This window comes from Pseudoduganella violacea (genome assembly GCF_014191875.1).
In the GTDB taxonomy this organism is placed as follows: Bacteria; Pseudomonadota; Gammaproteobacteria; order Burkholderiales; family Burkholderiaceae_D; genus Rugamonas; species Rugamonas violacea_A.
In genome coordinates, this window is record NZ_JACHXD010000017.1 from 19612 (window position 1) to 40902 (window position 21291).

Here is a 21291-nt window from a genome sequence, read left to right on the forward strand (position 1 = left end):
CTATCTCGGCGCAGAGCCGGTATCCATCCTCGCCCGCATGGCGGGCGTCATCAGGATGTTGCGCTGGGCGTCGACCATCATCACTTCGTTCAGGCCAAGGCGCTTGGCCATGGCTTCCCAGCCTTCGGCGCCGGTGATGAACAGCGGCTTGGAGTTGCCGTCAGAGCGTAGGCCCACGTCGCGGCCGCCGGAAATGACGATGGTGACGGAAGCCACCAGGTCGATGGTCTGGCCCGTGCGCGGATCGACGATGTGGGGATGGCGTTTGCCGTCCTTCATGAAGTAGCGCTCGTAGTCGCCGCTGGTGCCGACGGCTTCATTGTCGTGCAGGGAAACGGTGGCGATGGCGCCCTCCCCGCGCGGATCGCGGATGCCGACCTGCCATGGGCGCGCCCCCGGCTGGCCGATGGCGATCACATTGCCGCCCACATTGACCAGCGCCGCTTTCACGTTTGCGCCGCGCAGGATGGCGGCGGCGCGGTCCAGCGCATAGCCCTTGGCGTAGCCGCCCAGGTCGATCATCACGGCAGGATTCACGCTGGACACCAGCGTGCCCTGGTAGCGCAGGTCGGACAGGCGCGGATCGGCGTCGACCCAGCGTTTGATCTCGGCTGGCGACGGGCCTTGCGCGGTAATGTCGTTTTTCTGGAAGCCCCACAACCGTATCAGGTGGCCGATGGTGGGGTTGAAGAGGTAATCGGAACGGGCCGACAACTCGGCTGCCGATTGCAGCAGGCTGACCATCTCTTCGTCGGCCTGGAATGGCTCGCCGCGCGCGATGGCATCGTTCAGCGACGTCAGCATGCTGGGCTGCCAGGCATGGTATTTGTGGTGCAGGCGGTCGAATTCCTTGAGTACCTGGGCGCCCAATTCATTGGCACGCGCTTCGGATTCGCCGTAGACGCTGATTTCAACCGTGGTGCCGAATACATGGCCCTGGGTCTTGACGATTTTCTCTTGACGGCTGCATCCGCCCAGAAGCAGCAGCGTGGCTGCGGCCATGGCGGCGAGTAGTACGATGGCCTTGCGCATGGCAGGTTCCCTTCCAAATGATGAGTTTTTTTAAATTGGCCAGGGCTAGGCGCAGCGCCGAAGACAGTGCATTTGCACGGCGAGGCGCTAGCAACGACGCCATGGTCATTTTAAAAAGACTCAAAAAACCGCGCCGCGCGGAGCCACCCATGACAGAGCTCCACGCGGGCGGTAAAAACGGTTTACTTCGGCATCATGTAATCGACGGCGGCTTTGACTTCGTCATCTTTCAGGCCAGCGTTACCACCTTTTGGCGGCATCATTTTGAAGCCCTTGATGGCGTTGTCGTACACGGCTTTTTTGCCTTTGGCGACGCGCGGCTGCCAGGCGGCTTTGTCGCCGGCTTTCGGGGCGCCCAGCACGCCTGCGCCGTGGCAGGATTGGCAGGTGGCTTTGAAGATTTTTTCGCCCAGTGCCGCGTCGGCGGCGCCGGCGGATGCGCTGGCGAACGAGGCGATGGCCAGGAACAGTGCGGATACGGTGATTTTCATAGTGGTCTCTTTCTAGGTCTGAGAAACGGAAAAATGCTGCGAACAGCGGAAAGACGGCAGTTTTCAAGACTGCCGCCGAATCAGGTACTGCGTTTAGTGGCCTCCGCCCATGCCGGAATCGTGGGCGGCGCCGCCGCCCATCTTCACCATGTCCGGCTTGACGTCGCTGAAGTTGAGCACCGAGCCGCCTTCCTTGGCGGCGAAGGCTTGCGCTTCATTGGCGTTGGCGAAAGGCACAATGGTCGGGCCCATGGAACCGTGCTTCTTGCTGCCGATGACGTAGACGGCTTTGCGCGCATCGATCCAGTTGCCGCTCGGCTGGTCCCAGTTGGCCTTACCCATGTCCTGCACGTAGAGCGCGCCCACGACGCGCTTCTGCTCCGGCGCGAAGACGGTGCCGAACAGCTCCATCACGTCGCAGTAGTAGTCGGTCTTGCCGTCGGCGTAGCGCACTTGGGCTTTCGAGCCGGGGAAGTCCTTCAGCACCATGCCGTCCAGCGAACAGCTGGCGCCGGCGTCCGGCTCTTTGGCGGAGATGTCGGTCGCGCTCTGGCTGCATGCGGTGAGCAGCAGGGCCGCCAGCACGGTTGGAATACTTAATTTCATCGGAATCTCCTGATTGCAAAGATAAAGGGCAGTACGATCCAGGCCAGCATGATGGCCATCAGTACCGCCGGATTGGTAAGGCCTTCCGGCATCACGGTGGACAGGCCATACATGTTCTGAACCTGTTCGGAGCTGAAGATGTTCAGCAGGCGGAAGATGTCGGCCGGATTCAGCATCAGAATCCCGGCGAAGACCGCGTTGCCCAAGCTGCCCTGGCTCAGCACCAGGGCGCCCATCAGCACCAGATCGAAGATCAGCACAAAAAAGAACCACAGGCCGACGGCCGCGCCGCTGGCGCGCACGCGGTCGCTGGCAAGCACCGACACCAGCATCGAGATGCTGAGGAAGGCCATGCCCATCAGGATGGCGCTCAGCACAAAGCCGGCGTAGTGGAAGGCGTCGTTGGGGCTGAGCTGCGCCGCCAGCGGCAGCAGGCCGGCGCCGAAGCCGATCACGGTGGAACTGGCCAGCGCCGCCGCCAGGCCGAGGTATTTGCCGAGCAGGATTTCCAGCCGCGTGATCGGCATGGACAGCAGCAGCTCCAGCGCCCCCCGCTCCTTCTCGCCGACGATGGCGTCGTAGCCGAGGATCAGGGCGATCAGCGGCACTAGGTAGATGACCAGGCTGACCAGGCTCGCCACGGTCGATTCGATGCCGTGGAAGCCCACTTCGCCCTGCTGGGCGGTGCCGAACAAGGCGATCGCCAGCGCGAACAGGGCAAACAGCACGGCCACCGCCAGCACCCAGCGGTTGCGGATGCGGTCACGCCATTCTTTGGCCGCAATCACGCGGACCTGGGTCCATTCAATGCGCGCGGACATGGGCGCCTCCATAACCAAGGAACAATTCTTCCAGCGTGGGTTCGTGAATCACGATGTCGAGCGCCGTGGCCGACAAGGCCGACAGCACCGCCATCTTGCGTTCACGTTCGCAGCTGACCGTCAGCTTGCCGCCTTCGGCGCTGGCTTTCACGCCAGGCAGGCCTTGCAGCGTCTGCAGACCCGCGCCCGCCGCTTCCTGGTCGGCCATCGCTGCCTCCACCAGCAGCGGCAGCGACATGCCGGCGCGCAGCTCGTCGAGCGTGCCTTGCGCGGCCAGCTGGCCCGATTTCATGATGAACAGCCGGTCCACGCGCTGCTGGATCTCGGCCAGGATGTGCGAGGTGATGACGATGGTCGCGCCGCGCGCCTTCACCTTGCGCAGGGTGGCGTAGAAATCGGCGATGCCTTCCGGATCGAGGCCATTGGTCGGCTCATCGAGGAAGAGCAGGTCCGGTTCGCCCAGCAAGGCTTGCGCAAAGCCCAGACGCTGGCGCATGCCTTTCGAATACGTGCCGACGCGGCGGCCGGCGGCGTGCTGCAGGCCCACCAATTCCAGCGTGCCGGCACAGGCCGAACGCGGAACTTTTTTCAGGTCGGCGAACAGTTGCAGCACTTCCAGGCCGCTCAGATTGTCGTAGGTGACAAAGCTCTCGGGCAGGTAGCCGATGCGGCGGCGCGCCTGGCGAAAGCCTGGGCCGGACGTATCGGCGCCATGCACGCGGATGCTGCCGGAGCTGGCCGGGATCAATCCCAGCATCAGCTTGAACAGGGTGCTCTTGCCGGCGCCGTTATGGCCGATCAGGCCAACCATTTCGCCCTTGTTCACGTTGAGCGAGACTTCCTTCAGCGCCTGCAAGGCGCCGAACTGCTTGCTCACGCTCTTCAGTTCAATGGGGGGATAAGTCATTCCATTTTTTCCAATTCGGGTTCAGGGGACGCGTGCGCGGATGACGGTCGATCACGCTGGGCGCGCGCAGCACGGGGAACTGGCGCGCCACGAAACGCAGGGTCTGCAGCGATGGACTGGAGAGCAGAAGCTTCATCAGCGGGTACTGCCAGTTTAGGCGGTCCACCAGATCGTTGGCCTCATAGGGAATGTCGCCGACCTGGTCGCCGTCCTGGTCCCAGCCGCTGTAGTTGCTCCAGTAATTGCCCGACTTGCGGCCCCATTCCACGTCGCGCGAGGCGACGAATTTGACCTGTTCCTCGTTGCCGATAAAGTCGTTGCCACCCACCTCATTGTTGGACGAGCCGGCCGACAGGTGGACGCCGGTGCGGTTGCGCACCACCAGGTTGTTGCGCAGGATATTGAACTCGGCGTCGTAGATGAAGAAGCCGCGGTCGTTGCCGGCCACCACATTGTTCTCCACCACCGAGTCCTGGATGGTGCGCAGCATGATGCCGTGGTCCTCATTGCCCCAGGCCTTGTTGTTGCGCACGATCAGGTCACGCACTTCCATCAGGGCCAGGCCGCCACGATTCAGGTAGGACTCATTGTTCTCCCACAGGCTGTGGTGGGTGTTCATATAGTGGGTACCGTAGCGTACGTGGTGGATGCGGTTGCCCCGGAACACCGCATGCGAAGACACGTCCACATAGATGCCGTCGCGCGTGTAGCTGACCTGGTTGTCGATGATCTCGGAGCGGCGCGTGTTGTACACCTGGATGCCGTTGCCGCGATGGACCGACATCAGGTCGCGCCGGCCCACGATCAGGTTGCGCAGCACCTTGGAATCATCGGATTGTTCCAGCCAGATGCCGAACAGGGTGTAGATGATGTCGCAATCGGCGATGGTAAAGCGGTGCGCCTTCGGCACCACATAGACGCCGGAGTTCTGCTTGCCCTGGTCGATGCCGCTGTCGCGCACGATCAGCCCTTGCAGCGTGACGTCACTGGCCGTGATGCGGATCACGTCGCCCTTGCCGCCGCCGCTGATGGTGGGCTTGTCCTTGCCTTGCAGGGTGATGGGTTTGTCCAGCAGCAGATTTTCGCGGTACATCCCGCGTTCCACCACCACTGTGTCGCCGGAGTGGGCGCGCTGCACCGCCTCCGCGATGGACATGCCGGGTTTAACCACCAGAGTGGCCGCCGCCGCGCTACCGATGTCGGCCAGCAGGACGGTGATCGACAGCGCCGCCGCAGCGGCGCCCTTCCCGGCGCGTATTAAGCCAGGTTCTTTCATGCGGACTCCTTGTCCGCCTTGGCGGATTTCAGGGTGCCGCGCAGGCTGTCCAGCGAGACGAAGTAGCCGTCGGCGCCGATGCGGGTCAGCGCTTCGCCCGCATTGCTGCGGCGCTTGCGTTCCTTGACCAGCGGCGGGCAGGCGTGATCGTCGTAATACATCACCATGCAATCGAGGCAGAGCAGGCATTCCATCTGGTCGATCTTGCCCTTGGCGTCGATGGCGTGCGAGCCGCAGCCGGAGGCGCAGGCGTGGCAGGTTTCGCATTCGGCCTTGCGTTTCAGGCCGAACAGGCGGAAGCGGCCGGGAATGGCCAGACCGGCGCCCAGCGGGCAGATGTATTTGCAGTATGGGCGTTCGCTAATCAGGGAGAAACCCATGATCGCGCCGATGAAGACCCAGAACGGCCAGGTGCGGTTCCACACGCCGACCAGGAAGGTGGTCTTGAACGGTTCGATCTCGGCCAGGTGCTCGGCCAGTTCCATCGAGTACAGCGACACGCCGACCAGCACCGCGAACACGCCGTATTTGACCCAGCGCAGCTTGTCGTGCAGTGCTTTGGGCAGCAGGCGCTGGTAGCGTTTCAGGCCGATGATTTCACCGAGCTTGAAGGTCAGGTGCTGCAGGGAACCGAAGGGGCACAGCCAGCCGCAGAACAGGCCACGGCCCCACAGCAGCACGCTGGCGATGATGAACCACCAGAAGATGAAGATGAAGGGGTCGGACAGGAACAGCTCCCACTTCCACTGGTTGAGCAGGGAGTGGAACCAGGTCATGACCTGGGTGATGCTGGGCTGTGCCTTCAGGTAGAAGCCGAAGAAGCCGACGCTGGCGATCCACAGGAAGGTGCGCGGACGGCTGATCCAAGGCTTGCTCTTGCGGTTCGACATGCGCACCAGGCGGTCGCGCTGCGAGTACAGGATCACGGTCGCGGCCAGCAGGGCCACGAACAGCACGATCTCTGGAATGCGGCTGGACCAGATGCCCTTCCACAGCGCTTCCGGTTTCACGACCTTGGGATGGCCGCCTTCCAGGTAGCGCGCGGGCAGCCAGTATTCCTGGTCGAAGTGGATGAAGCTGCGCTGGTTGGTCTTGTTGTCCTGTTTATTGGCCAGCAGCGTCAGTTGCCATGGCCAGGCCGGATTGAACTGGGCCGAGCGCACGATGAAGATGGCCGATTCCTTGAATTCCGGCGTATCGCCGGGCACCAGGCGGTACAGGTTGAGGTAGTCGGTGTCGCGGAAGGTGAAGCTCAACGCGTCCTGGCGCACCTGGATGCGGTCGTAGATGCCGCCGCGCACGAAGCCCGAACCCTTGAACGAAGCCTGGCCCTTGGCGATGATGAACAGCGCGTGGTCGGTCGGCTTCAGGTCTTCCATCAGGCGGCGGTAGCCCTGCTCGCCGAGGATGCTCTTGCCGATGGTCGGCGTGTTCAGGTAACCGAAATACAAGTCCATATACGGACCGGCGCTATTGTCGCCGCCCACTTCGGAGGCTTTCACCACCATGTGCTGGATGCTGCCCTCGGCGGCCAGCTGGTCCCAGTTCAGGCGCTCGTCGACAGCCGTGAAGCGGGCCGGCGGCCGCGCTTCCACGGTGAAGATGCCGACCTGGCGGCCGATCTCGTAGGCGCTGCGCGAAATGACCTGGTTTTCGGCGATGGCGGTGACGGTGGCGCCGCTGATGGCGTCCAGGCCGGCGCCGGTGGCGGAACCACCATGGCCGATTTCCAGCTTGGCGTCGCCGCTTTTGCCGACGTATTGCTTGACGAAGTCCAGCAGCACGGATTCGGGAATGCCGGCCAGCAGAATCGGCTCGGAGTGTTTCAGCACGCGCACGCCGCTGATAATGCCCTTCTTATCCATGCCGATCAGGGTGACGACCGGTTTGCCGGAGTAAGCGGGAATGTCCACCACGTCGGTGGAGAGGAAGACGTAGCCGACGATTTCTTCCTTGCCGTCCTTGCCTGCGCCAAAGGCTTCCACATAGGTGGGCGAGCCTTTGCGCTGCGAGAATCGGGTGGCCTGCGGCATCACGTCGCGGCAGGGAGCAAAGCCGCATAAATCGGGGCCATGCATCAGTTGTTCGGGAAGTTCGGCTTCGTAGGTGGCGGCGCGGCCCGGCTGCGGCAGCAGCAGGATGATAAGGGCGAGCACCAGCGACAGCAAGGCTAGCGTCTGCTGCCATGCCGTGCGGCTTGGTTTGATCGGTTTCATATGATGGCGATACAAAACAGCCGCGCGCCGGGGCGCGCGGCTGGCTTACTTAAGCTTCAACGATGAAGCGGCTGCGCATTTCAAGGTGCAAAGCGTGGCAGAAGTGGGTGCAATACATCCAGAACACACCAGCATGATCGGCCTTGAAGGTAACCGATTTGGTTGCCTGCGGGTTGACGATGAAGTTGATGTTGTAGGTCGGGATGGCGCAACCGTGGGTCAGGTCTTCCACCTTGTCATGGTTGGTCAGCGTGATGGTGACTTCGTCGCCCTTCTTCACCTTGATCTCAGGCATGCTGTAGGACGGTGCCTGGGACATCAGGCGCACATGCACCTTGTTGCCTTGGCGGGTGATGCCGGCGGTTTCCGGTTTCACCGCGTTCGGGAAGTCGTCCATATTCTGCACCTGGACGGTTTTCACGATATCGCGGCGCACGATGATGCCGTCGTGCGGCTCGGAGTAGGCGGTGTGGTCGGCCAGCAGGCGCAGTTTATCGCCGCTGATGTCGATCAGCTGCTCGGTTTCCACGTGCAGCGGGCCTACCGGCAGGAAGCGGTCTTTCGAGAACTTGTTGCCCGAGTTGAGCAGCTTGCCGTCGGCTTCCTTGGTTTCACCCATGGAGGAGTAGATGTGGCCAGGCTGGTAATGCACGTCCATTTTTTCCAGCACGACCTTGACGTTCTTGTCGCCCTTGTACTGGGCGATGGCGGCGTCCACATTCCATTTCACGCACTGGCTGTCCAGGAACAGCGAGGTGTAGGCATTGCCGCGACCGTCGAAGGCGGTGTGCAGCGGGCCCAGGCCCACTTCAGGCTCGGCCACCACGGCGTCGCGCGGCTCTTTCAGCTCGCCGTTGAACCACTTGGCAACCAGATCCAGCTGGATCACGGTGGCGGTTGGCGACAGCTTGCCGGAGCAGACGAAGTACTTGCCGTCCGGGCTGGCGTTCACGCCGTGCGGGTTTTTCGCCACTGGCACGTAGCAGACCAGCGCGGATTTCGGATCGGGGTTGGAAGCGGCGCGGCCATCGACCACAGGCACTTTGGAGGTGCCGATGGTGGTGAACTTGCCTTCCTTGACGGCTTTCTCGATACGCTCGATGTGGAAGAAGGCGCAGGCGTCGCGTTCGGCCGACATCATGCCGGCCAGGTCGTAGCCGTTTTCGGTGTTGTACTGGTTGGAAGCGGCGAACTTGCCGTCGTAGGTGGTGGCCACCAGGTCCATATTGCCGTCCACGCGGCACTGCCATTTCACTTCCATGGTTTCCGCGTTCACGCAGGTGAACAGGGTGCCCCATTTGGTGGGATCATTCACGTCCTTGCCGTCGTTACCGAAGGGGATGTGGAATTCGGCGCCGCAGAATACGCGGGTGGTGTAGTTGATCTTCTCGTCGACCGGGTCGCGCTTGTCCGGGAACAGGCCGTGGAAGCCCTGGATATTCGGAATGTCGGTGATCTTGTCGCACTCCATGATGTCCATGCGGATGCGCGCCAGACGGCCATGCAGTTTGTCGTTGATGAACAGCCAGCGGCCGTCATAGGTGCCGTCCTTGTAGCTGCCGTGGACGTGGTGGGTGTCGCCGGTGGTGTACTTCAGCGAACCGTCGGCCTTGGTGCCGAGAATGGCACGGGACTCGTTAGTGATGCCCCAACCGACCATGCAGTCGGTGTTAAACACCGGAATGCGCTTCAGCGTGCGGCCCGAAGGCATGCCGATGATGCGCGCTTCGCCGGCGTGGCCGGCACTGATGAAGGAATAGTACTCGTCCAGCTGGCCCGGTGGCACTTCAATGCTGTGCGCGCCGCCGCCTTTGGCTGCGGGCGCCGCGCCGGCGGCCGGTTTCGCTGCGTTGGCGCCGTTATCCTTGCACGCCACCAGCCCCATCGAGACACCGGCCAAACCCAGTGCCGCGCTCTTACCGAGGAAACCACGGCGTCCGGTCAGGATACCCTCTTCGGCGTTTTGCTTATCATCCCTGCTGCTCATTTTTCTTCTCCCTTGTTTCTGGAAATGCCGATTCAAGGGATGGTGCAGCTGCAATGCGGACCACCCCATCGACGGCCGTATTGTGGTCGTGCCCCCGAGAAAGACAAATGATGTGGATCAAGCTTTTCCTCTGGTAGTAACCCGACTAGGTCGAAATAACTAGGCGCGCAAAACCGCCGGCGGACGGGCTACCGCATTTGCCGAATGGCTTGGCGGCGGGCGGATTCGCACAATGGCCCCAGCAGCATCAGGGTCGCCGAAAACTGCGCAGAGTAGGCAAGCAAGTGGAGGAACGCAGCATGTCTATCAAAGAAATGAAAGCCAGGGTCAAGTCAATGATGGCCGCGAAATATGGCATCCCCCTCCCCGGCAACCTGGCGCCAAGGGAAGACGCGGAGCTGGAAGCCGCCTTCTTTGTGCGCGCCCAGGATGCGAAGGTCATTCGCGTGGTTTGCCGGAAGAGCCATTATGCGATTTCCTTCCGCACCGCGGGCGAGCACACCCTGTACCGCATCAATCAGGGCAATCCCTGCAAGGGTCACAAAATCATGACCAAGTCCATCAAGCCTGTCCGCGCGCAGGGCGATGCCATCCAATACAGCTATGAAGGTCTAAGCGAGGACGATTTCGCGCAGTTTCGAGGCCTGGTCGGCTATCCGGTCGCTTATCCCGAGAAGCAGAGCGGTCCGCTGGAAGGCATCTGGGCCATCAAGAATGCGAACGGCATCCAGAGGATGCCCATTCAGGAGGCAAGGTCAGTGCAAGACCTGAGCGGCTTTTTCACCGGCGACTATGATATGCACGATCTGCTGAAATTCTCCCACGGCCGCTGCAACCGCATCCTGGCCGGCACGCCGGACGAAGCCAGCGCCATCGACGCCTTCAACAGCGCCATCCTGAATGAAGACAAGGAGCGCAAGAACCGGGTAACGGCTTCGCTGGCCGCGACACCCGAGGCCCGCCTGCGCGCTTCGGAATACGCGCTGATCCGGCACGGCGCCCAGACTTCCTTCTTCTCCTATCTTTTGGGGCCGGGCCGTCACGAACTCGAAGTTCCGGAGAACCCTAAATTCCTGCAACTGGAAGCCGCGGTCAACAATATTGATCCGAACATCTGCATCTTCGATCCCCAGGGCCAGGCTTACATCCTGAAAGGGGTGGCCGAAATCTACAGCTACTACGCCCTGAACAATCTGTTGGACCAGATCCCCTTCTACTACTTCTTCAAGGATCTGCGCTCCGACCCGCTCTACAAAAAAGAGCTGAAAAAATTCTCTATCGAGATCAACAGCTACATCAAGGGTTGCATGCAGGAGGAAACCAGTTGATACAGCATTGATCAAAACCAAAGGAAAAATCGATACAGACAAAACAAAAGTAGGCGCCTTATCGTATATCGAAATTAAATATTGCATAACGCGCCGAAATTGCAAAAAATCTCATTTGCTTTAGAATCATTGCCTTTATCAGAGTCCAAGGACCGGAGACATGATTGCAGATGAAAAGAACGAGCTAAAACGAGGACTCAAAAGCCGCCACATTCAGCTGATCGCGCTCGGCGGCGCCATCGGCACCGGGCTGTTTCTGGGCATCGCCCAAACCATCCAGATGGCCGGGCCCTCGGTGCTGCTGGGCTATGCGGCGGCGGGCTTCATTGCTTTCTTGATCATGCGCCAGCTGGGCGAGATGGTGGTCGATGAGCCGGTGGTCGGCTCCTTCAGCTACTTCGCCGATAAATACTGCGGCCACCTGGCCGGCTTCCTCTCGGGCTGGAATTACTGGGTGTTGTATGTGCTGGTCAGCATGGCCGAGCTGTCGGCCGTGGGCATCTATATACAATACTGGTGGCCGGCGATACCGACCTGGGTCTCGGCGTTGGGCTTCTTCGTCATCATCAATTCCATCAGCCTGCTGAACGTGAAAGCCTTCGGCGAGATGGAATTCTGGTTCGCCATCATCAAGGTCGTGGCCATCGTCGGCATGATCGTGTTCGGCGGCTATCTGCTCGCTTCGGGCAAGGCCGGGCCGGAAGCGGCGGTCGCCAATCTGTGGCAGCACGGCGGCTTCTTCCCGAACGGCGTGGGCGGCTTGGTGATGGCCATGGCCGTCATCATGTTTTCCTTCGGCGGCCTGGAACTGGTCGGCATCACGGCGGCCGAGGCGGACAATCCGTCCAAGACCATTCCAAGCGCCACCAACCAGGCCATCTACCGCATCCTGATCTTCTATATCGGCGCGCTGGGCGTGCTGCTCTCGCTCTACCCATGGCAGAAAGTCGTCACCGGCGGCAGCCCCTTCGTGCTGATCTTCCACGCGCTGAACAGCGAGGCGGTGGCGACGGTGCTGAATATCGTGGTGCTGACGGCGGCGCTGTCGGTGTATAACAGCTGCGTGTACTGCAACAGCCGCATGCTGTACGGTCTGGCGATCCAGGGCAATGCGCCGCGCTCCCTGCTTAAAGTGAACCGCCGCGGCGTGCCGCTAACGGCGCTGGGCGTGTCGGCCGTGGCCACCGCGATCTGCGTCATGATCAACTACCTGGCGCCGGAAAAGGCACTGGGGATGCTGATGGGCCTCGTGGTATCGGCCCTGATCATCAACTGGGCCATGATCAGCTGGATCCACCTGCGCTTCCGCGCGCAGAAGGCGGCCGAGGGCAAGACCACGGTCTTCCGCAGCCTGGGCTACCCGCTGACCAATTATCTGTGCCTGGTCTTCCTGGCCGCGATCCTGGTGGTGATGTTCATGACGCCGGGCCTGCGCCTGTCGGTCTACCTGATTCCGGTATGGCTGGCCGTGCTGGGCGTCGGCTACTGGAGCAAACAGCGCGGCGCGGCCGCCGCTGCCGCCAAGGCCTGAGAACCCGCCACCGCAGGCGGGATACGAGGCATAAGCTTTCGTGCTAGCATTAGGCCTAGCTTATGCCAGTATCATGAATATAACGAAATCCACCGAACACCGCGCTGAATCCCTGATCCGGGAGACCGGCGCGCGCCTGACCAAGCCGCGTTCGCGCGTGCTGGCCTTCCTGCTGCAGCAGGACGAACCGCTGACCCACCATGAAATCCAGGAGCGCCTGCCGGGCGATGTGCTGGACTCCGTCACCCTCTACCGCGTGCTGGAATGGCTGACCGAACATGGCATGATCCACCGCATCGCCGGGGCCGACCAGGTCTGGCGCTTCAACGCGGGCGCCGCCCAACATGGTCATGAACACGCCCATTTCCAATGCACCAGCTGCGAAAGCGTGACCTGCTTCACCGATATCAATCTGCCGCGCAAGGTCAAGCTGCCGGCCGGCTTTGTCAGCCAGGAAGTCGACTTCCTCATCAAGGGCACCTGCCCGCGCTGCTCCGGCGGCAAATAACTCCCCTCTTCCGCATCGGCCCGCGCCGCGCTCTGTCGCCGCGTGGGCTTTTATTTTTTAATGCAACTATGTTGCGTTAACAATTTTGCCGCTTTATTATAGCAACTCAGTTGCATTAACAAATTCCCCAATCAAGCGGAGCATCAATGAAATCGACTTTAAGGCCGATGACGGGCGCGATTGCGCTCGCCTGCGCCAGTGGCTGGCTGTCCCCTGCTTTTGCCGACGACGAGGCGGCAGCCATGAGTACCGTCACCATCAGCGGCGAACGCGCGACGGGGCATGGCGCCCTGTCCAGCGCCACGCGCACGGCGGAAGAATTGCGCCAGTTGCAGAATGTGTTCAATCCCGAGGATGCGCTGCGCGACCTGCCCAGCATGACCATCCGCAAACGCTATAGCGGCGACCGCAATGCCCTGATCGGCGGCCGCAGCTTCGCCCCCTCGCAGGCACCGCGCGCCCTGGTGTATATGGACGGCTATCTGCTGTCGAATCTGATGGGCCGCTTCGACGCGCCGCGCTGGAATATGCTGGCGCCGGAAGAAATCACCAGCGTAGAAGCGCTGTACGGTCCCTTCTCCGCCCTCTACCCCGGCAACTCGATCGGCACCACCATCGAAATCGCCACGAGCCGTCCGGATAAATTCAGCGGCGCGGTGCGCGTAGCGGGACAGGTGCAGGAATACGATAACTATGGCCTGAAAGACCGCTACCGCAACTACCAGGTCTCGCTGCTGCTGGGCGACCGCCTGGCTTCCGGCCTGTGGTACAAGCTGATGGTCAACCGCCAGGATTCCACCAGCGAACCGATGCAGTACTACAGCGTGACGGCGGGCGACGACGGCGTGTTCGCGCCGCCCAAGGGTACGGCGCCCGTCACGCCGGTACGCGGCATCGTCTACGACATAGCCCCCACCGGCCAGCGGCGCGCCATCTTCGGCCCGAACGCTGGCGCCATCGACCACACGCGCCAGAACACCGTGAAGCTGACCATGGGCTATGACTTTACGCCGGAGCTGAGCGCGGACGGTTTCCTGGCCTGGTGGAGTAACGACACGAAGACGAGCAACCAGAGCTTCCTGCGCGACGCGGCCGGCAATGCCGTATGGTCGGGGCGCGTCAGCCAGAACGGCAATGTGTTCCAGATTCCGCAGAACGCCTTCGCCCCCTATACCCGCGAGGAGCGACATGTGCAGGGCGGGCTGACGCTGAAGACGCGCCACCGTACCGGCTGGAATACCTCGCTCAGCGTCAGCCGCTACGAAATCCAGCGCGACACCCAGCGCAACGCTTCGCTGCCCGATCCCCTGGCGGCGGGCGGCGGCGCAGGCAGCGCCGTGCAGCGCGGCGGCACCGGCTTCCGCACGCTGGAGCTGCGCGGCGCCTATACCCCCACGCCGGGCGACTGGACCGGCGGCGCGCACGCCCTCACCTTCGGCCTGCATGCCAGCGACTACACCTTGAGGCAGACCACGCGCAGCCTGGCCGATTGGCGCATCGCGAGCGGCGACGAAACCCAGTTCGTGGGCGGCAAGACGCGCCTGCTGGCACTCTATGGGCAGGACGTGTGGCGCTTTGCGCCGCAATGGCGGGCCACGATGGGCTTGCGCGCCGAGTCCTGGAAATCCTTCGACGGCATCCAGCGCTTCCGTCCCGGCCCGACTGAGAACTACCGCGAGCGCAGCGAGCACGCGCTCTCGCCCAAGCTGTCCCTGGGCTGGGACGCCGCGCCGGGGCTGGACCTGCAGTTCTCGGCGGGACGCGGCACCCGCTTCGCCACCGTGTCCGAACTGTTCCAGGGCTCGCTGGCGGGAGCCTCGCTGACTGTCAGCGATCCGAATCTGAAACCGGAGCGCTCCACCGCGCTGGAACTCTCGGCCGAACAGCGCTTCGACGCCGGCAAGCTGCGCGCCTCGCTGTTCCAGGACGATGTGCGCAACACCATCTGGTCGCAGCTCAATCTTTCGGTCTTCCCCAGCATCACGAATACGCAGAACGTGGGCCGGGTGCGCACGCGCGGCGTGGAACTGGCCGGCGCCATCGACGAACTGGGCCTGCGCGGCCTGAGCCTGGAGGCGAATATCGGCTACAGCCGCGCCATCATCCTGGAAAACGACAACTACCTGCCGTCGGTGGGCAAGCGCTGGGCGCGCATTCCGCAGGTACGCTCCACCACCACCCTGCTGTATGCGCCGCGGCAGAACTGGAGTCTGGCCGCCACCTGGCGCTACTCGGGCCGCCAGTTCAATGAAATCAACAATAGCGACATCAATCCCGACGTCTACGGCGGCCTGTCGCGGCAAAAGCAGCTCGACCTGCGACTGCTGCTGAAACCCGCCGCCCGCACCGAGGTCGCCATCGGCATCGATAACCTGAACAATTATCTCGCCTATCAATACCATCCCTTCCCCGGGCGCACCCTGTTTGCCGAAGTGCGCTACGCCTTTTGAGGACGAAAGATGATCCATATCGAACAACTGCACAAGCAGTATGAAGGACGCACCGTGGTGCACGCGCTGAATCTGCGCGTGAACCCCGGCGAAATCTATGCCCTGCTGGGACCGAACGGTGCCGGAAAATCCACCACCATCGGCTGTCTGCTGGGCTTCGTCAAACCGGATGGCGGACGCATTCAACTGGCCGGATCGCCTTTACCGCCGGCCGAAGCGGCGGTGCGCCACGCCGCCTATATCGCCGAAAACGTGGCGCTGTACGAAAAGCTGACCGGCATCGAGAACGTGGAATTCTTCATGCGTCTTCTCGGCCGCAAGCCGCGCGCGGGCGAGATCGAGGCGCTGCTGAAAAGGGCCGGACTGCCGGAGCATGCCTGGCGCAGGCAGGCGAGCGGCTATTCCAAGGGCATGCGGCAGAAGGTCGGCATTGTGATGGCGCTGGCCAAGGGCGCTCAAGTGCTGGTGCTGGACGAGCCGACGTCGGGACTCGATCCCGAGGCCAGCGTGACTTTCGGCGAATCGATACGCGAGCTGGCGCGGGATGGCGCGGCGGTGCTGATGGCGACCCACGATCTGTTCCGCGCCCAGGAACTGGCGCATCGCTGCGGCATGCTGGTGGCGGGACATCTGGTGGGCGAATGGACTTTAGGAGAATTGAATGCAGGCGAACTTGAACGCAATTACCTCAGCACCCTGGCCGGCGTCTGAACGCGGCCGCTGGTGGCGCGCCTGCCACGGCGCCTGGCAGGCCGACTGGCGCGAGCGGCGGCGCGACTGGCGCGTGTGGCTGCTGCTGGGCCTCGGCCTGGCGCTTGCGCTGTGCGCGGCGCCGCTGACGGCCATCGAGCTGCAGGCCACGCTCGATGCGCGCGCCAGCGCCGCCCAGGCCGAGCAGCGGCGCTGGTCGCAGCAGGGCAAGAAATATCCGCACTCGGCGGCGCACTATGGCGTCTATGTATTCAAGCCCCTGCCCTTGCTGGCGGCGCTGGAACCGGGCGTGGAAAACTATGTCGGCTCCAGCGTATGGCTGGAAGCGCACAAGCAGAATGAATTGGTCTACCGGCCGGCCGCCGACGAAGCGGGCAGCACGCGCCAGTTCCGCCTGACGCCAGCCTTCGTGCTGCAGGTGCTGGCGCCGATGTCCATGATTTTCCTCGGCTTCGGCATGTTCGCCGGGGAACGCGAACGCGGTACGCTGGCGGCGCTGCGCGTGAATGCCGCGCCGCTGAGCGCACTGGCCGTCGCGCGTGGTGCGGTGCTGCTCTGTCTCGCGCTCAGCCTGGCCTTGCCGGCTTGCGCCGCCGTGATGCTGATGAAATGGCTATCCAACGCGCCCGATCCTTTCCTGGACGGCGCCCTGCGCCTGGCCGTCTTCGGCGGCGGCTATCTGCTGTATCTTGCCACCTGGGCAGTGTTGATCGCCGCCGTGTCGGCCCGGGCGGCCAGCCTGCGCGCCAGCCTTGCCGCGCTGATTGCCATCTGGGCCGCGACGGCGCTGGTGCTGCCGCGCCTTGCCGTGGAATTCTCGCAGCACGCCGCGCCCCTGCCGTCGATGCAGCAGTTCCGCGAAGAGCTGGATGGTTCGCTCGGCATGCCCGACGATCCGGAAGAAGCGGAACGCCATAAACAGGCGCTATTGCGCGAGCACGGCGTCAGCGATGTGAGAGACTTGCCGGTGAACTGGGCGGGCATCAGCCTGCAGCGCGGCGAGGAGCATGGCGACAAGATCTTCGACACGCACTATGGCCGCCTGTACGCCGCCTTGCAAAAACAGAGCGATGCGGCGGCGCTGGCCGGATGGCTCTCGCCCACGGTGGCCGTGGCGGGTCTTTCCACCGCCGCCGCAGCCAGCGATACGGGCCACCATATCCAGTTCGTCAATGCGGCCGAAGTACAGCGACGCGTGATCCAGAAGGTGATGAACGAGGCAATTGCCCGCCACCCCGAAAAGGACGGCAAGCGCTATGACGGCGGCGAGGATTTGTGGAACAGCGTACCGCCCTTCCGCTTCCACTTCGACCGCCTGGATATGGGCAGCTTATTCGGCCAGCAGATCCTGCCCCTGCTGGCGGTATTCCTTGCAAGTCTGGGCCTGTGCGCCCTTGGTCTGCGCCATCTGCGCAGCGGGAGTCTGAAATGAACCAAATTTTTACCCTGATCCGCTACGACCTGCGCAGCCAGTTGCGCGAGCGCGGCACCCTGTTCCTGCTGCTGGCAGCCCTGCTTCTGGCCCTGCTCGGCCTGTTCGAAAGCGCGCGCTTCGAATCCACCCAGCGTCGTGCAGTGGCCGATGCAGCCAGCCAGGAAAGCACGGCGCGCGTGAAAGCCAATGCGCTCGCCAACAGCTACTTCGACAATCCGGACAAGCCGGAGTTCGCGCACCTGCAGTGGTATCGCACGCCCATCGATGTACGCGGCTACGCCTTCCGCGAGCATGTGGGCTTCGCGGTCAAGCCCGCCCTGCCCGGCGCGGCGCTGGCAATCGGCCAGGCCGACCTGCTGCCCGCCTACGTCCGCGTGCGCGCCGAGTCGATGGAATCGGTACGTACCGCCAGCGAGATCGAGCATCCGGGCCGGCTGGCGGCGGGCCGCTTCGACCTGCTGTTCTTCGTGGTCTATCTATGGCCGCTCTTTCTGCTTGCGCTCAGCGTATCGGTGCTGACCCAGGACCGCGAAAGCAAGCGCATACGCGCCCTGCTGCTGCAAGGCGTTGGCTTGGGAAGGCTACTGCTGGCACAGATCATGGCGCGCGTACTGCTGGCCAGCGTGGCGCTGGTAGCAGCGTGCGGCATGGCAGCGCTGCTATCCGGCACGCTGGCCGTCAGCGCGGATGGCTTTGCCGCACTGGCGGCGTGGGGCGGCGTCGTGCTGCTGTACTCCGTCTTCTGGGGCGCGGTAGCGGCAGCGGTATGCGCCGTCTGCCACAGTCGCATGACAGCGTCGTTCGCCGCCTTCGGCTGCTGGATTCTGCTGGCCGTGCTCCTACCCGGCGCGCAGACGGCGGCCGTGCGCCTGCTGGCGCCCGTCCCGGCGCGCGAGCTGTATGTGCAGGCCATGCGCGACGCCAACGACGAAGTCAACGCCAACAAACTGGCCAGCCTGGCGCGCTTCTACGACAGCCATCCGGAATGGAAGCCGAACCGCACATCGCTGGACAAGGTATCGTCGAGCGTGAGCCGTATCCAGCGCGCCCAGGAACTGGAAGCGGCCATGCGCGGCGTGGAGCGGCACCATGCCGAGGCGCGTCAGAAGCAGGATAGGTGGTTCGACAGCCTGCAAATTTTCAGCCCCGTGACGCTGGCCTACCAGTCGCTAGCGACGCTGGCCGGCAAGGACAAGGCGCGCCAGCAGCACTTCCTGGCCGAGGTAGCGCAGCACCAGGCACAGTTGCGCGACTTCTTCCAGCGCGCCATCCAGGAAGCGGCGCTGGGCGACGAGCGCCAGCCCTGCGCCAAAACCTGCCTGGGCGGCTACGGCTTCCGCGACTTCGACAGCGTACCGCGCTTCCGCGCCTCGATGGCACTGGCGGAAGCAGGAACGCCGGGCACACGGCTGGCCGCCCTGCCCGCGTGGACACTGGCGCTGCTGGTTTTGGCCGTACTGCTGACCGGCGTGCGCCGTGGGAAAGGCCACTAGCCATGGCACGAAAACACCGCATCCACTTGCCCGCACAGCCCTGTTCCGCCGCCGCCCGTTGGGATGCCTACATGGTGCCAGCGCGGCACGGCGCAACGGCAAGGGCCATGGGCGGCACAACGCGCCCCCGGCTCACAGGCCGTCGACGCGGAACTGCAGGCTGTCGTAATGGCCGGCCGAGTCGATGACGGCGATACTGTGCTGGCCGGCCGTATTCAGCGTGAAGCTTTGCCGCCTGGCCGGGCCGGTGGCGGCAGCCACGGTCTGGCCGTCTACCAGCCAGTAGTGGCGGCCGACGCCGCCCACCGCATCCAGCGTCAGCACCACCTGCTGCTGGCCGGGCGCGGCGCGCAAGCGGCTGCCGCTGCGCAAGCCGGTGAGGCGGATGCTGGCCGCGCTGTTCTGCTGCGGACAGTCGGGCGACCAGCCGGCCAGCCCCAGTTGTTCGCGCTGCGCGGCGGGCAGCCAGGCTTCCAGCAGCGCGGGCCAGCGCGCCACTTCGCGCGGCTTGGCGTACGGCGTGCAGGACGGCATGCTGCGCAAGCCACTCTGCGGATCGATCCACACCGTTTCCAGCAGGCCGCGCGCGCGCAGACGGTCGGGCAAGGTCGGCGGGATGGTGTCGTTGAGTACCCAGGCGCTGCGCTTGGCATGGCAATGCTCCGGCGCGGTGCCGCTGGCCGAAGTTCCCAGCGGCCAGCAGATTTGCGCCACCGAGACTTCCTTCGGCCGCGCGCGGCCCAGTTCCTCGCTGCGCGGCAAGGCCGACGCGATCTGATGCAGCAGGGGCGCGGCCACATTCGCGCCGAAGAAGCCGGGATTGGGCGTGCCGTCCGGCCGCCCCACCCAGACACCCAGCGTATAGCGGCCGCTGACGCCAACCGCCCAGGCATCGCGGAAGCCGTAGCTGGTGCCTGTCTTCCACGCTAGGCGCACGCCACCCTCATCGCCTTCGACGAAAGGCTGGTCGGGGTGGCCGCCGGTTTCCAGGATATTGCGGATGATGTAGGCGCTGCCCGCGCTCATCATGCGCGCCTCGCGCACCGGCGCGTTGGAAGTGATGCGCGGCACGCCCGCCATGCCGCCCATGGAAAGCGAGCGGTAGGCGCCAACCAGTTCTTCCAGGCTGGTGCCGGCCCCGCCCAGGATTACGCTCAGATTCGGCTCGGCGTCGCGCGGCAGGCACAGACGCAGGCCGGCGCTGGACAGGCGCGCCGCGAAGCGCACCGGTCCCACGCGGTCCAATAGATCGACGGCGGGCACATTCAATGAACGCTGCAAGGCTTCCGCCACGCTGACCGGACCGGAGAAGCTGGCCTGGAAGTTGCCGGGATCGTAGCCGCCGAACGATTGCGGCGTATCGGCCAGCAGGCTTTCGGAATGGATGATGCCGTCGTCCAGCGCCATCGCGTACAGGAAGGGTTTCAGCGTGGAGCCGGGCGAGCGGATGCCGCGCACCATGTCCACATGGCTGAAACGGCGCGCGTCGGCGAAATCGGCCGAACCTGCATAGGCCAGGATTTCCATCGTGCGGCTATCCATCACCAGCGCCGCCATCGAGACAAAGCGCGGCAACTGGGCCACGCGGTCGGCCAGCATGCGCTCCAGCGTGGTCTGCATATCGCGGTCCAGCGTCGAATGCACCACCGTAGCCGCGTTGCCGCCCTTGCCCGCGCGCGCCTCGCGCCGCGCCGCCTGGTGCAGGCGCTCGGCCGCCAATGGCGCCAACCACGCCAGGCGCGGCGGATTGGCGCCGACCTTTTCGATCATGGCATCGTCGGCCTCGGCGCGCGTCCAATGGCCCAGGTCCACCATGCGCTGCACGACCTTGTCGCGCGCTTGCTGGGCGCGCGCCGGATGGCGGTCGGGCCGCAGGCGCGAAGGCGCCTGCGGCAGCACCACCAGCAGCGCCGCTTCGGCCGCCGACAGTTGGCTGGAACTCTTGCCCAGATAGCTGCGGCTGGCCATTTCCACGCCTTCCACGATGCCGCCCATAGGCGCGTGGTTCAAATACAGGGTCAGGATTTCGCGCTTGGACAGGCGCATCTCGATCTGCATGGCGCGCAGCAGCTGGCGCAGCTTGCCCGCCATGCTGCGCGGCACCGGCTCCAGCGCCCGCGCCACCTGCATGCTCAGCGTGGAGCCGCCGGAAACGATGCGGCCCTGCGTCATCCATTGCCAGCCCGCGCGCAGCATGGCGGCTGGATTGAAGCCGGGGTGCCAGTAAAACCAGCGGTCCTCATAGGTCAGCAAGGCGTCCAGATACAGCGGCGACACCTGCTCCGGCTTGACCGGAATGCGCCAGACGCCATCGGCATCCGGCCAGCCGCGCAGCGGCGAACCGTCGCGCGCCACCACCAGCATGCCGGGGGCATCCTGCGGCAGCGGCGGCGGAAACAGGAGGTCCAGCAGCAGGATCAGCGACAGCGAAGCCGCCAGCGCGGCGCGCACAGGATGCCTGCGCGCCCACGCTCTTGCAACAGCAAAAGACAACATAAA

At 63.8% G+C, this 21291-nt stretch carries 16 protein-coding genes; 7 read left to right on the forward strand and 9 right to left on the reverse strand.

All coding sequences use genetic code 11. From position 1 onward, the window contains the following. The 8 genes from FHS03_RS22695 to nosZ all read right to left on the reverse strand — a co-directional run bounded on the left by FHS03_RS22695 (position 1) and on the right by nosZ (position 9336). Positions 1–1032: an FAD:protein FMN transferase gene (locus tag FHS03_RS22695; RefSeq protein WP_229426359.1), complete on the reverse strand. Its 1032-nt coding sequence runs from the start codon at positions 1030–1032 to the stop codon at positions 1–3. A 182-nt stretch (positions 1033–1214) separates the two neighbouring features. Further along, positions 1215–1523 carry a c-type cytochrome gene (locus FHS03_RS22700; RefSeq protein ID WP_176349893.1) on the reverse strand — a complete coding sequence of 103 codons (309 nt, stop codon included), beginning with the start codon at positions 1521–1523 and terminating at the stop codon, positions 1215–1217. A gap of 93 nt (positions 1524–1616) precedes the next feature. After that, positions 1617–2129 carry a nitrous oxide reductase accessory protein NosL gene (locus FHS03_RS22705; protein WP_183443202.1) on the reverse strand — a complete coding sequence of 171 codons (513 nt, stop codon included), beginning with the start codon at positions 2127–2129 and terminating at the stop codon, positions 1617–1619. Further along, entirely contained in the window at positions 2126–2950 is an 825-nt protein-coding gene (locus FHS03_RS22710) for an ABC transporter permease (protein ID WP_221208233.1), read from the reverse strand. Before FHS03_RS22710 ends, FHS03_RS22705 begins: the two co-directional genes overlap by 4 nt. Next, entirely contained in the window at positions 2934–3857 is a 924-nt protein-coding gene (locus FHS03_RS22715) for an ABC transporter ATP-binding protein (RefSeq protein WP_183443203.1), read from the reverse strand. The genes FHS03_RS22710 and FHS03_RS22715 overlap by 17 nt, the downstream gene beginning before the upstream one ends. Then, positions 3838–5133: a nitrous oxide reductase family maturation protein NosD gene (locus FHS03_RS22720; protein WP_183443204.1), complete on the reverse strand. Its 1296-nt coding sequence runs from the start codon at positions 5131–5133 to the stop codon at positions 3838–3840. Before FHS03_RS22720 ends, FHS03_RS22715 begins: the two co-directional genes overlap by 20 nt. Beyond that, positions 5130–7349 carry a 4Fe-4S binding protein gene (locus FHS03_RS22725; RefSeq protein ID WP_183443205.1) on the reverse strand — a complete coding sequence of 740 codons (2220 nt, stop codon included), beginning with the start codon at positions 7347–7349 and terminating at the stop codon, positions 5130–5132. The genes FHS03_RS22720 and FHS03_RS22725 overlap by 4 nt, the downstream gene beginning before the upstream one ends. Positions 7350–7398: 49 nt before the next feature. Then, a complete protein-coding gene (nosZ, locus tag FHS03_RS22730) occupies positions 7399–9336 on the reverse strand; it encodes a TAT-dependent nitrous-oxide reductase (RefSeq protein ID WP_183443206.1) in 1938 nt (645 codons plus the stop codon). Between the two features lie 299 nt (positions 9337–9635). Here nosZ and FHS03_RS22735 point away from each other — a divergent pair, with 299 nt between their 5' ends. From FHS03_RS22735 to FHS03_RS22765, 7 genes are all read left to right on the forward strand, one after another. Then, a complete protein-coding gene (locus FHS03_RS22735; RefSeq protein ID WP_183443207.1) occupies positions 9636–10664 on the forward strand; it encodes a hypothetical protein in 1029 nt (342 codons plus the stop codon). A 160-nt stretch (positions 10665–10824) separates the two neighbouring features. After that, positions 10825–12195: an amino acid permease gene (locus tag FHS03_RS22740; RefSeq protein ID WP_183443208.1), complete on the forward strand. Its 1371-nt coding sequence runs from the start codon at positions 10825–10827 to the stop codon at positions 12193–12195. 73 nt (positions 12196–12268) lie between these two features. Continuing rightward, positions 12269–12703: a Fur family transcriptional regulator gene (locus FHS03_RS22745; protein ID WP_183443209.1), complete on the forward strand. Its 435-nt coding sequence runs from the start codon at positions 12269–12271 to the stop codon at positions 12701–12703. 146 nt (positions 12704–12849) lie between these two features. Then, positions 12850–15153, forward strand: coding sequence for a TonB-dependent receptor (locus FHS03_RS22750; RefSeq protein WP_183443210.1), 2304 nt, complete (start codon positions 12850–12852; stop codon positions 15151–15153). A gap of 9 nt (positions 15154–15162) precedes the next feature. Continuing rightward, on the forward strand, positions 15163–15864 hold the full coding sequence (locus FHS03_RS22755) for an ABC transporter ATP-binding protein (RefSeq protein WP_183443211.1): 702 nt from the start codon (positions 15163–15165) through the stop codon (positions 15862–15864). Further along, positions 15815–17296, forward strand: a complete 1482-nt coding sequence (locus FHS03_RS22760) for a DUF3526 domain-containing protein (protein ID WP_183443212.1) — start codon at positions 15815–15817, stop codon at positions 17294–17296. Before FHS03_RS22755 ends, FHS03_RS22760 begins: the two co-directional genes overlap by 50 nt. After that, positions 17293–18792 (forward strand): DUF3526 domain-containing protein, encoded by a 1500-nt coding sequence (locus FHS03_RS22765; RefSeq protein WP_183443213.1) that lies wholly within the window; start codon positions 17293–17295, stop codon positions 18790–18792. Before FHS03_RS22760 ends, FHS03_RS22765 begins: the two co-directional genes overlap by 4 nt. A 132-nt stretch (positions 18793–18924) precedes the next feature. On the opposite strand, the gene pbpC is transcribed toward FHS03_RS22765, so the two are convergent. Further along, on the reverse strand, positions 18925–21285 hold the full coding sequence (gene pbpC, locus FHS03_RS22770; protein WP_371871762.1) for a penicillin-binding protein 1C: 2361 nt from the start codon (positions 21283–21285) through the stop codon (positions 18925–18927). Positions 21286–21291: the final 6 nt, after the last annotated feature.

What these genes read in the sequence shown, in the direction of transcription:
- nosZ (WP_183443206.1), bottom strand. Translation starts at nt 9,336, where the DNA reads ATGAGCAGCAGGGATGATAAGCAAAACGCCGAAGAGGGTATCCTGACC.
- FHS03_RS22760 (WP_183443212.1), top strand. Translation starts at nt 15,815, where the DNA reads ATGCAGGCGAACTTGAACGCAATTACCTCAGCACCCTGGCCGGCGTCT.
- FHS03_RS22735 (WP_183443207.1), top strand. Translation starts at nt 9,636, where the DNA reads ATGTCTATCAAAGAAATGAAAGCCAGGGTCAAGTCAATGATGGCCGCG.
- FHS03_RS22765 (WP_183443213.1), top strand. Translation starts at nt 17,293, where the DNA reads ATGAACCAAATTTTTACCCTGATCCGCTACGACCTGCGCAGCCAGTTG.
- FHS03_RS22740 (WP_183443208.1), top strand. Translation starts at nt 10,825, where the DNA reads ATGATTGCAGATGAAAAGAACGAGCTAAAACGAGGACTCAAAAGCCGC.
- FHS03_RS22695 (WP_229426359.1), bottom strand. Translation starts at nt 1,032, where the DNA reads ATGCGCAAGGCCATCGTACTACTCGCCGCCATGGCCGCAGCCACGCTG.
- FHS03_RS22750 (WP_183443210.1), top strand. Translation starts at nt 12,850, where the DNA reads ATGAAATCGACTTTAAGGCCGATGACGGGCGCGATTGCGCTCGCCTGC.
- FHS03_RS22705 (WP_183443202.1), bottom strand. Translation starts at nt 2,129, where the DNA reads ATGAAATTAAGTATTCCAACCGTGCTGGCGGCCCTGCTGCTCACCGCA.
- FHS03_RS22755 (WP_183443211.1), top strand. Translation starts at nt 15,163, where the DNA reads ATGATCCATATCGAACAACTGCACAAGCAGTATGAAGGACGCACCGTG.
- FHS03_RS22725 (WP_183443205.1), bottom strand. Translation starts at nt 7,349, where the DNA reads ATGAAACCGATCAAACCAAGCCGCACGGCATGGCAGCAGACGCTAGCC.
- FHS03_RS22720 (WP_183443204.1), bottom strand. Translation starts at nt 5,133, where the DNA reads ATGAAAGAACCTGGCTTAATACGCGCCGGGAAGGGCGCCGCTGCGGCG.
- FHS03_RS22745 (WP_183443209.1), top strand. Translation starts at nt 12,269, where the DNA reads ATGAATATAACGAAATCCACCGAACACCGCGCTGAATCCCTGATCCGG.
- FHS03_RS22715 (WP_183443203.1), bottom strand. Translation starts at nt 3,857, where the DNA reads ATGACTTATCCCCCCATTGAACTGAAGAGCGTGAGCAAGCAGTTCGGC.
- FHS03_RS22710 (WP_221208233.1), bottom strand. Translation starts at nt 2,950, where the DNA reads ATGTCCGCGCGCATTGAATGGACCCAGGTCCGCGTGATTGCGGCCAAA.
- FHS03_RS22700 (WP_176349893.1), bottom strand. Translation starts at nt 1,523, where the DNA reads ATGAAAATCACCGTATCCGCACTGTTCCTGGCCATCGCCTCGTTCGCC.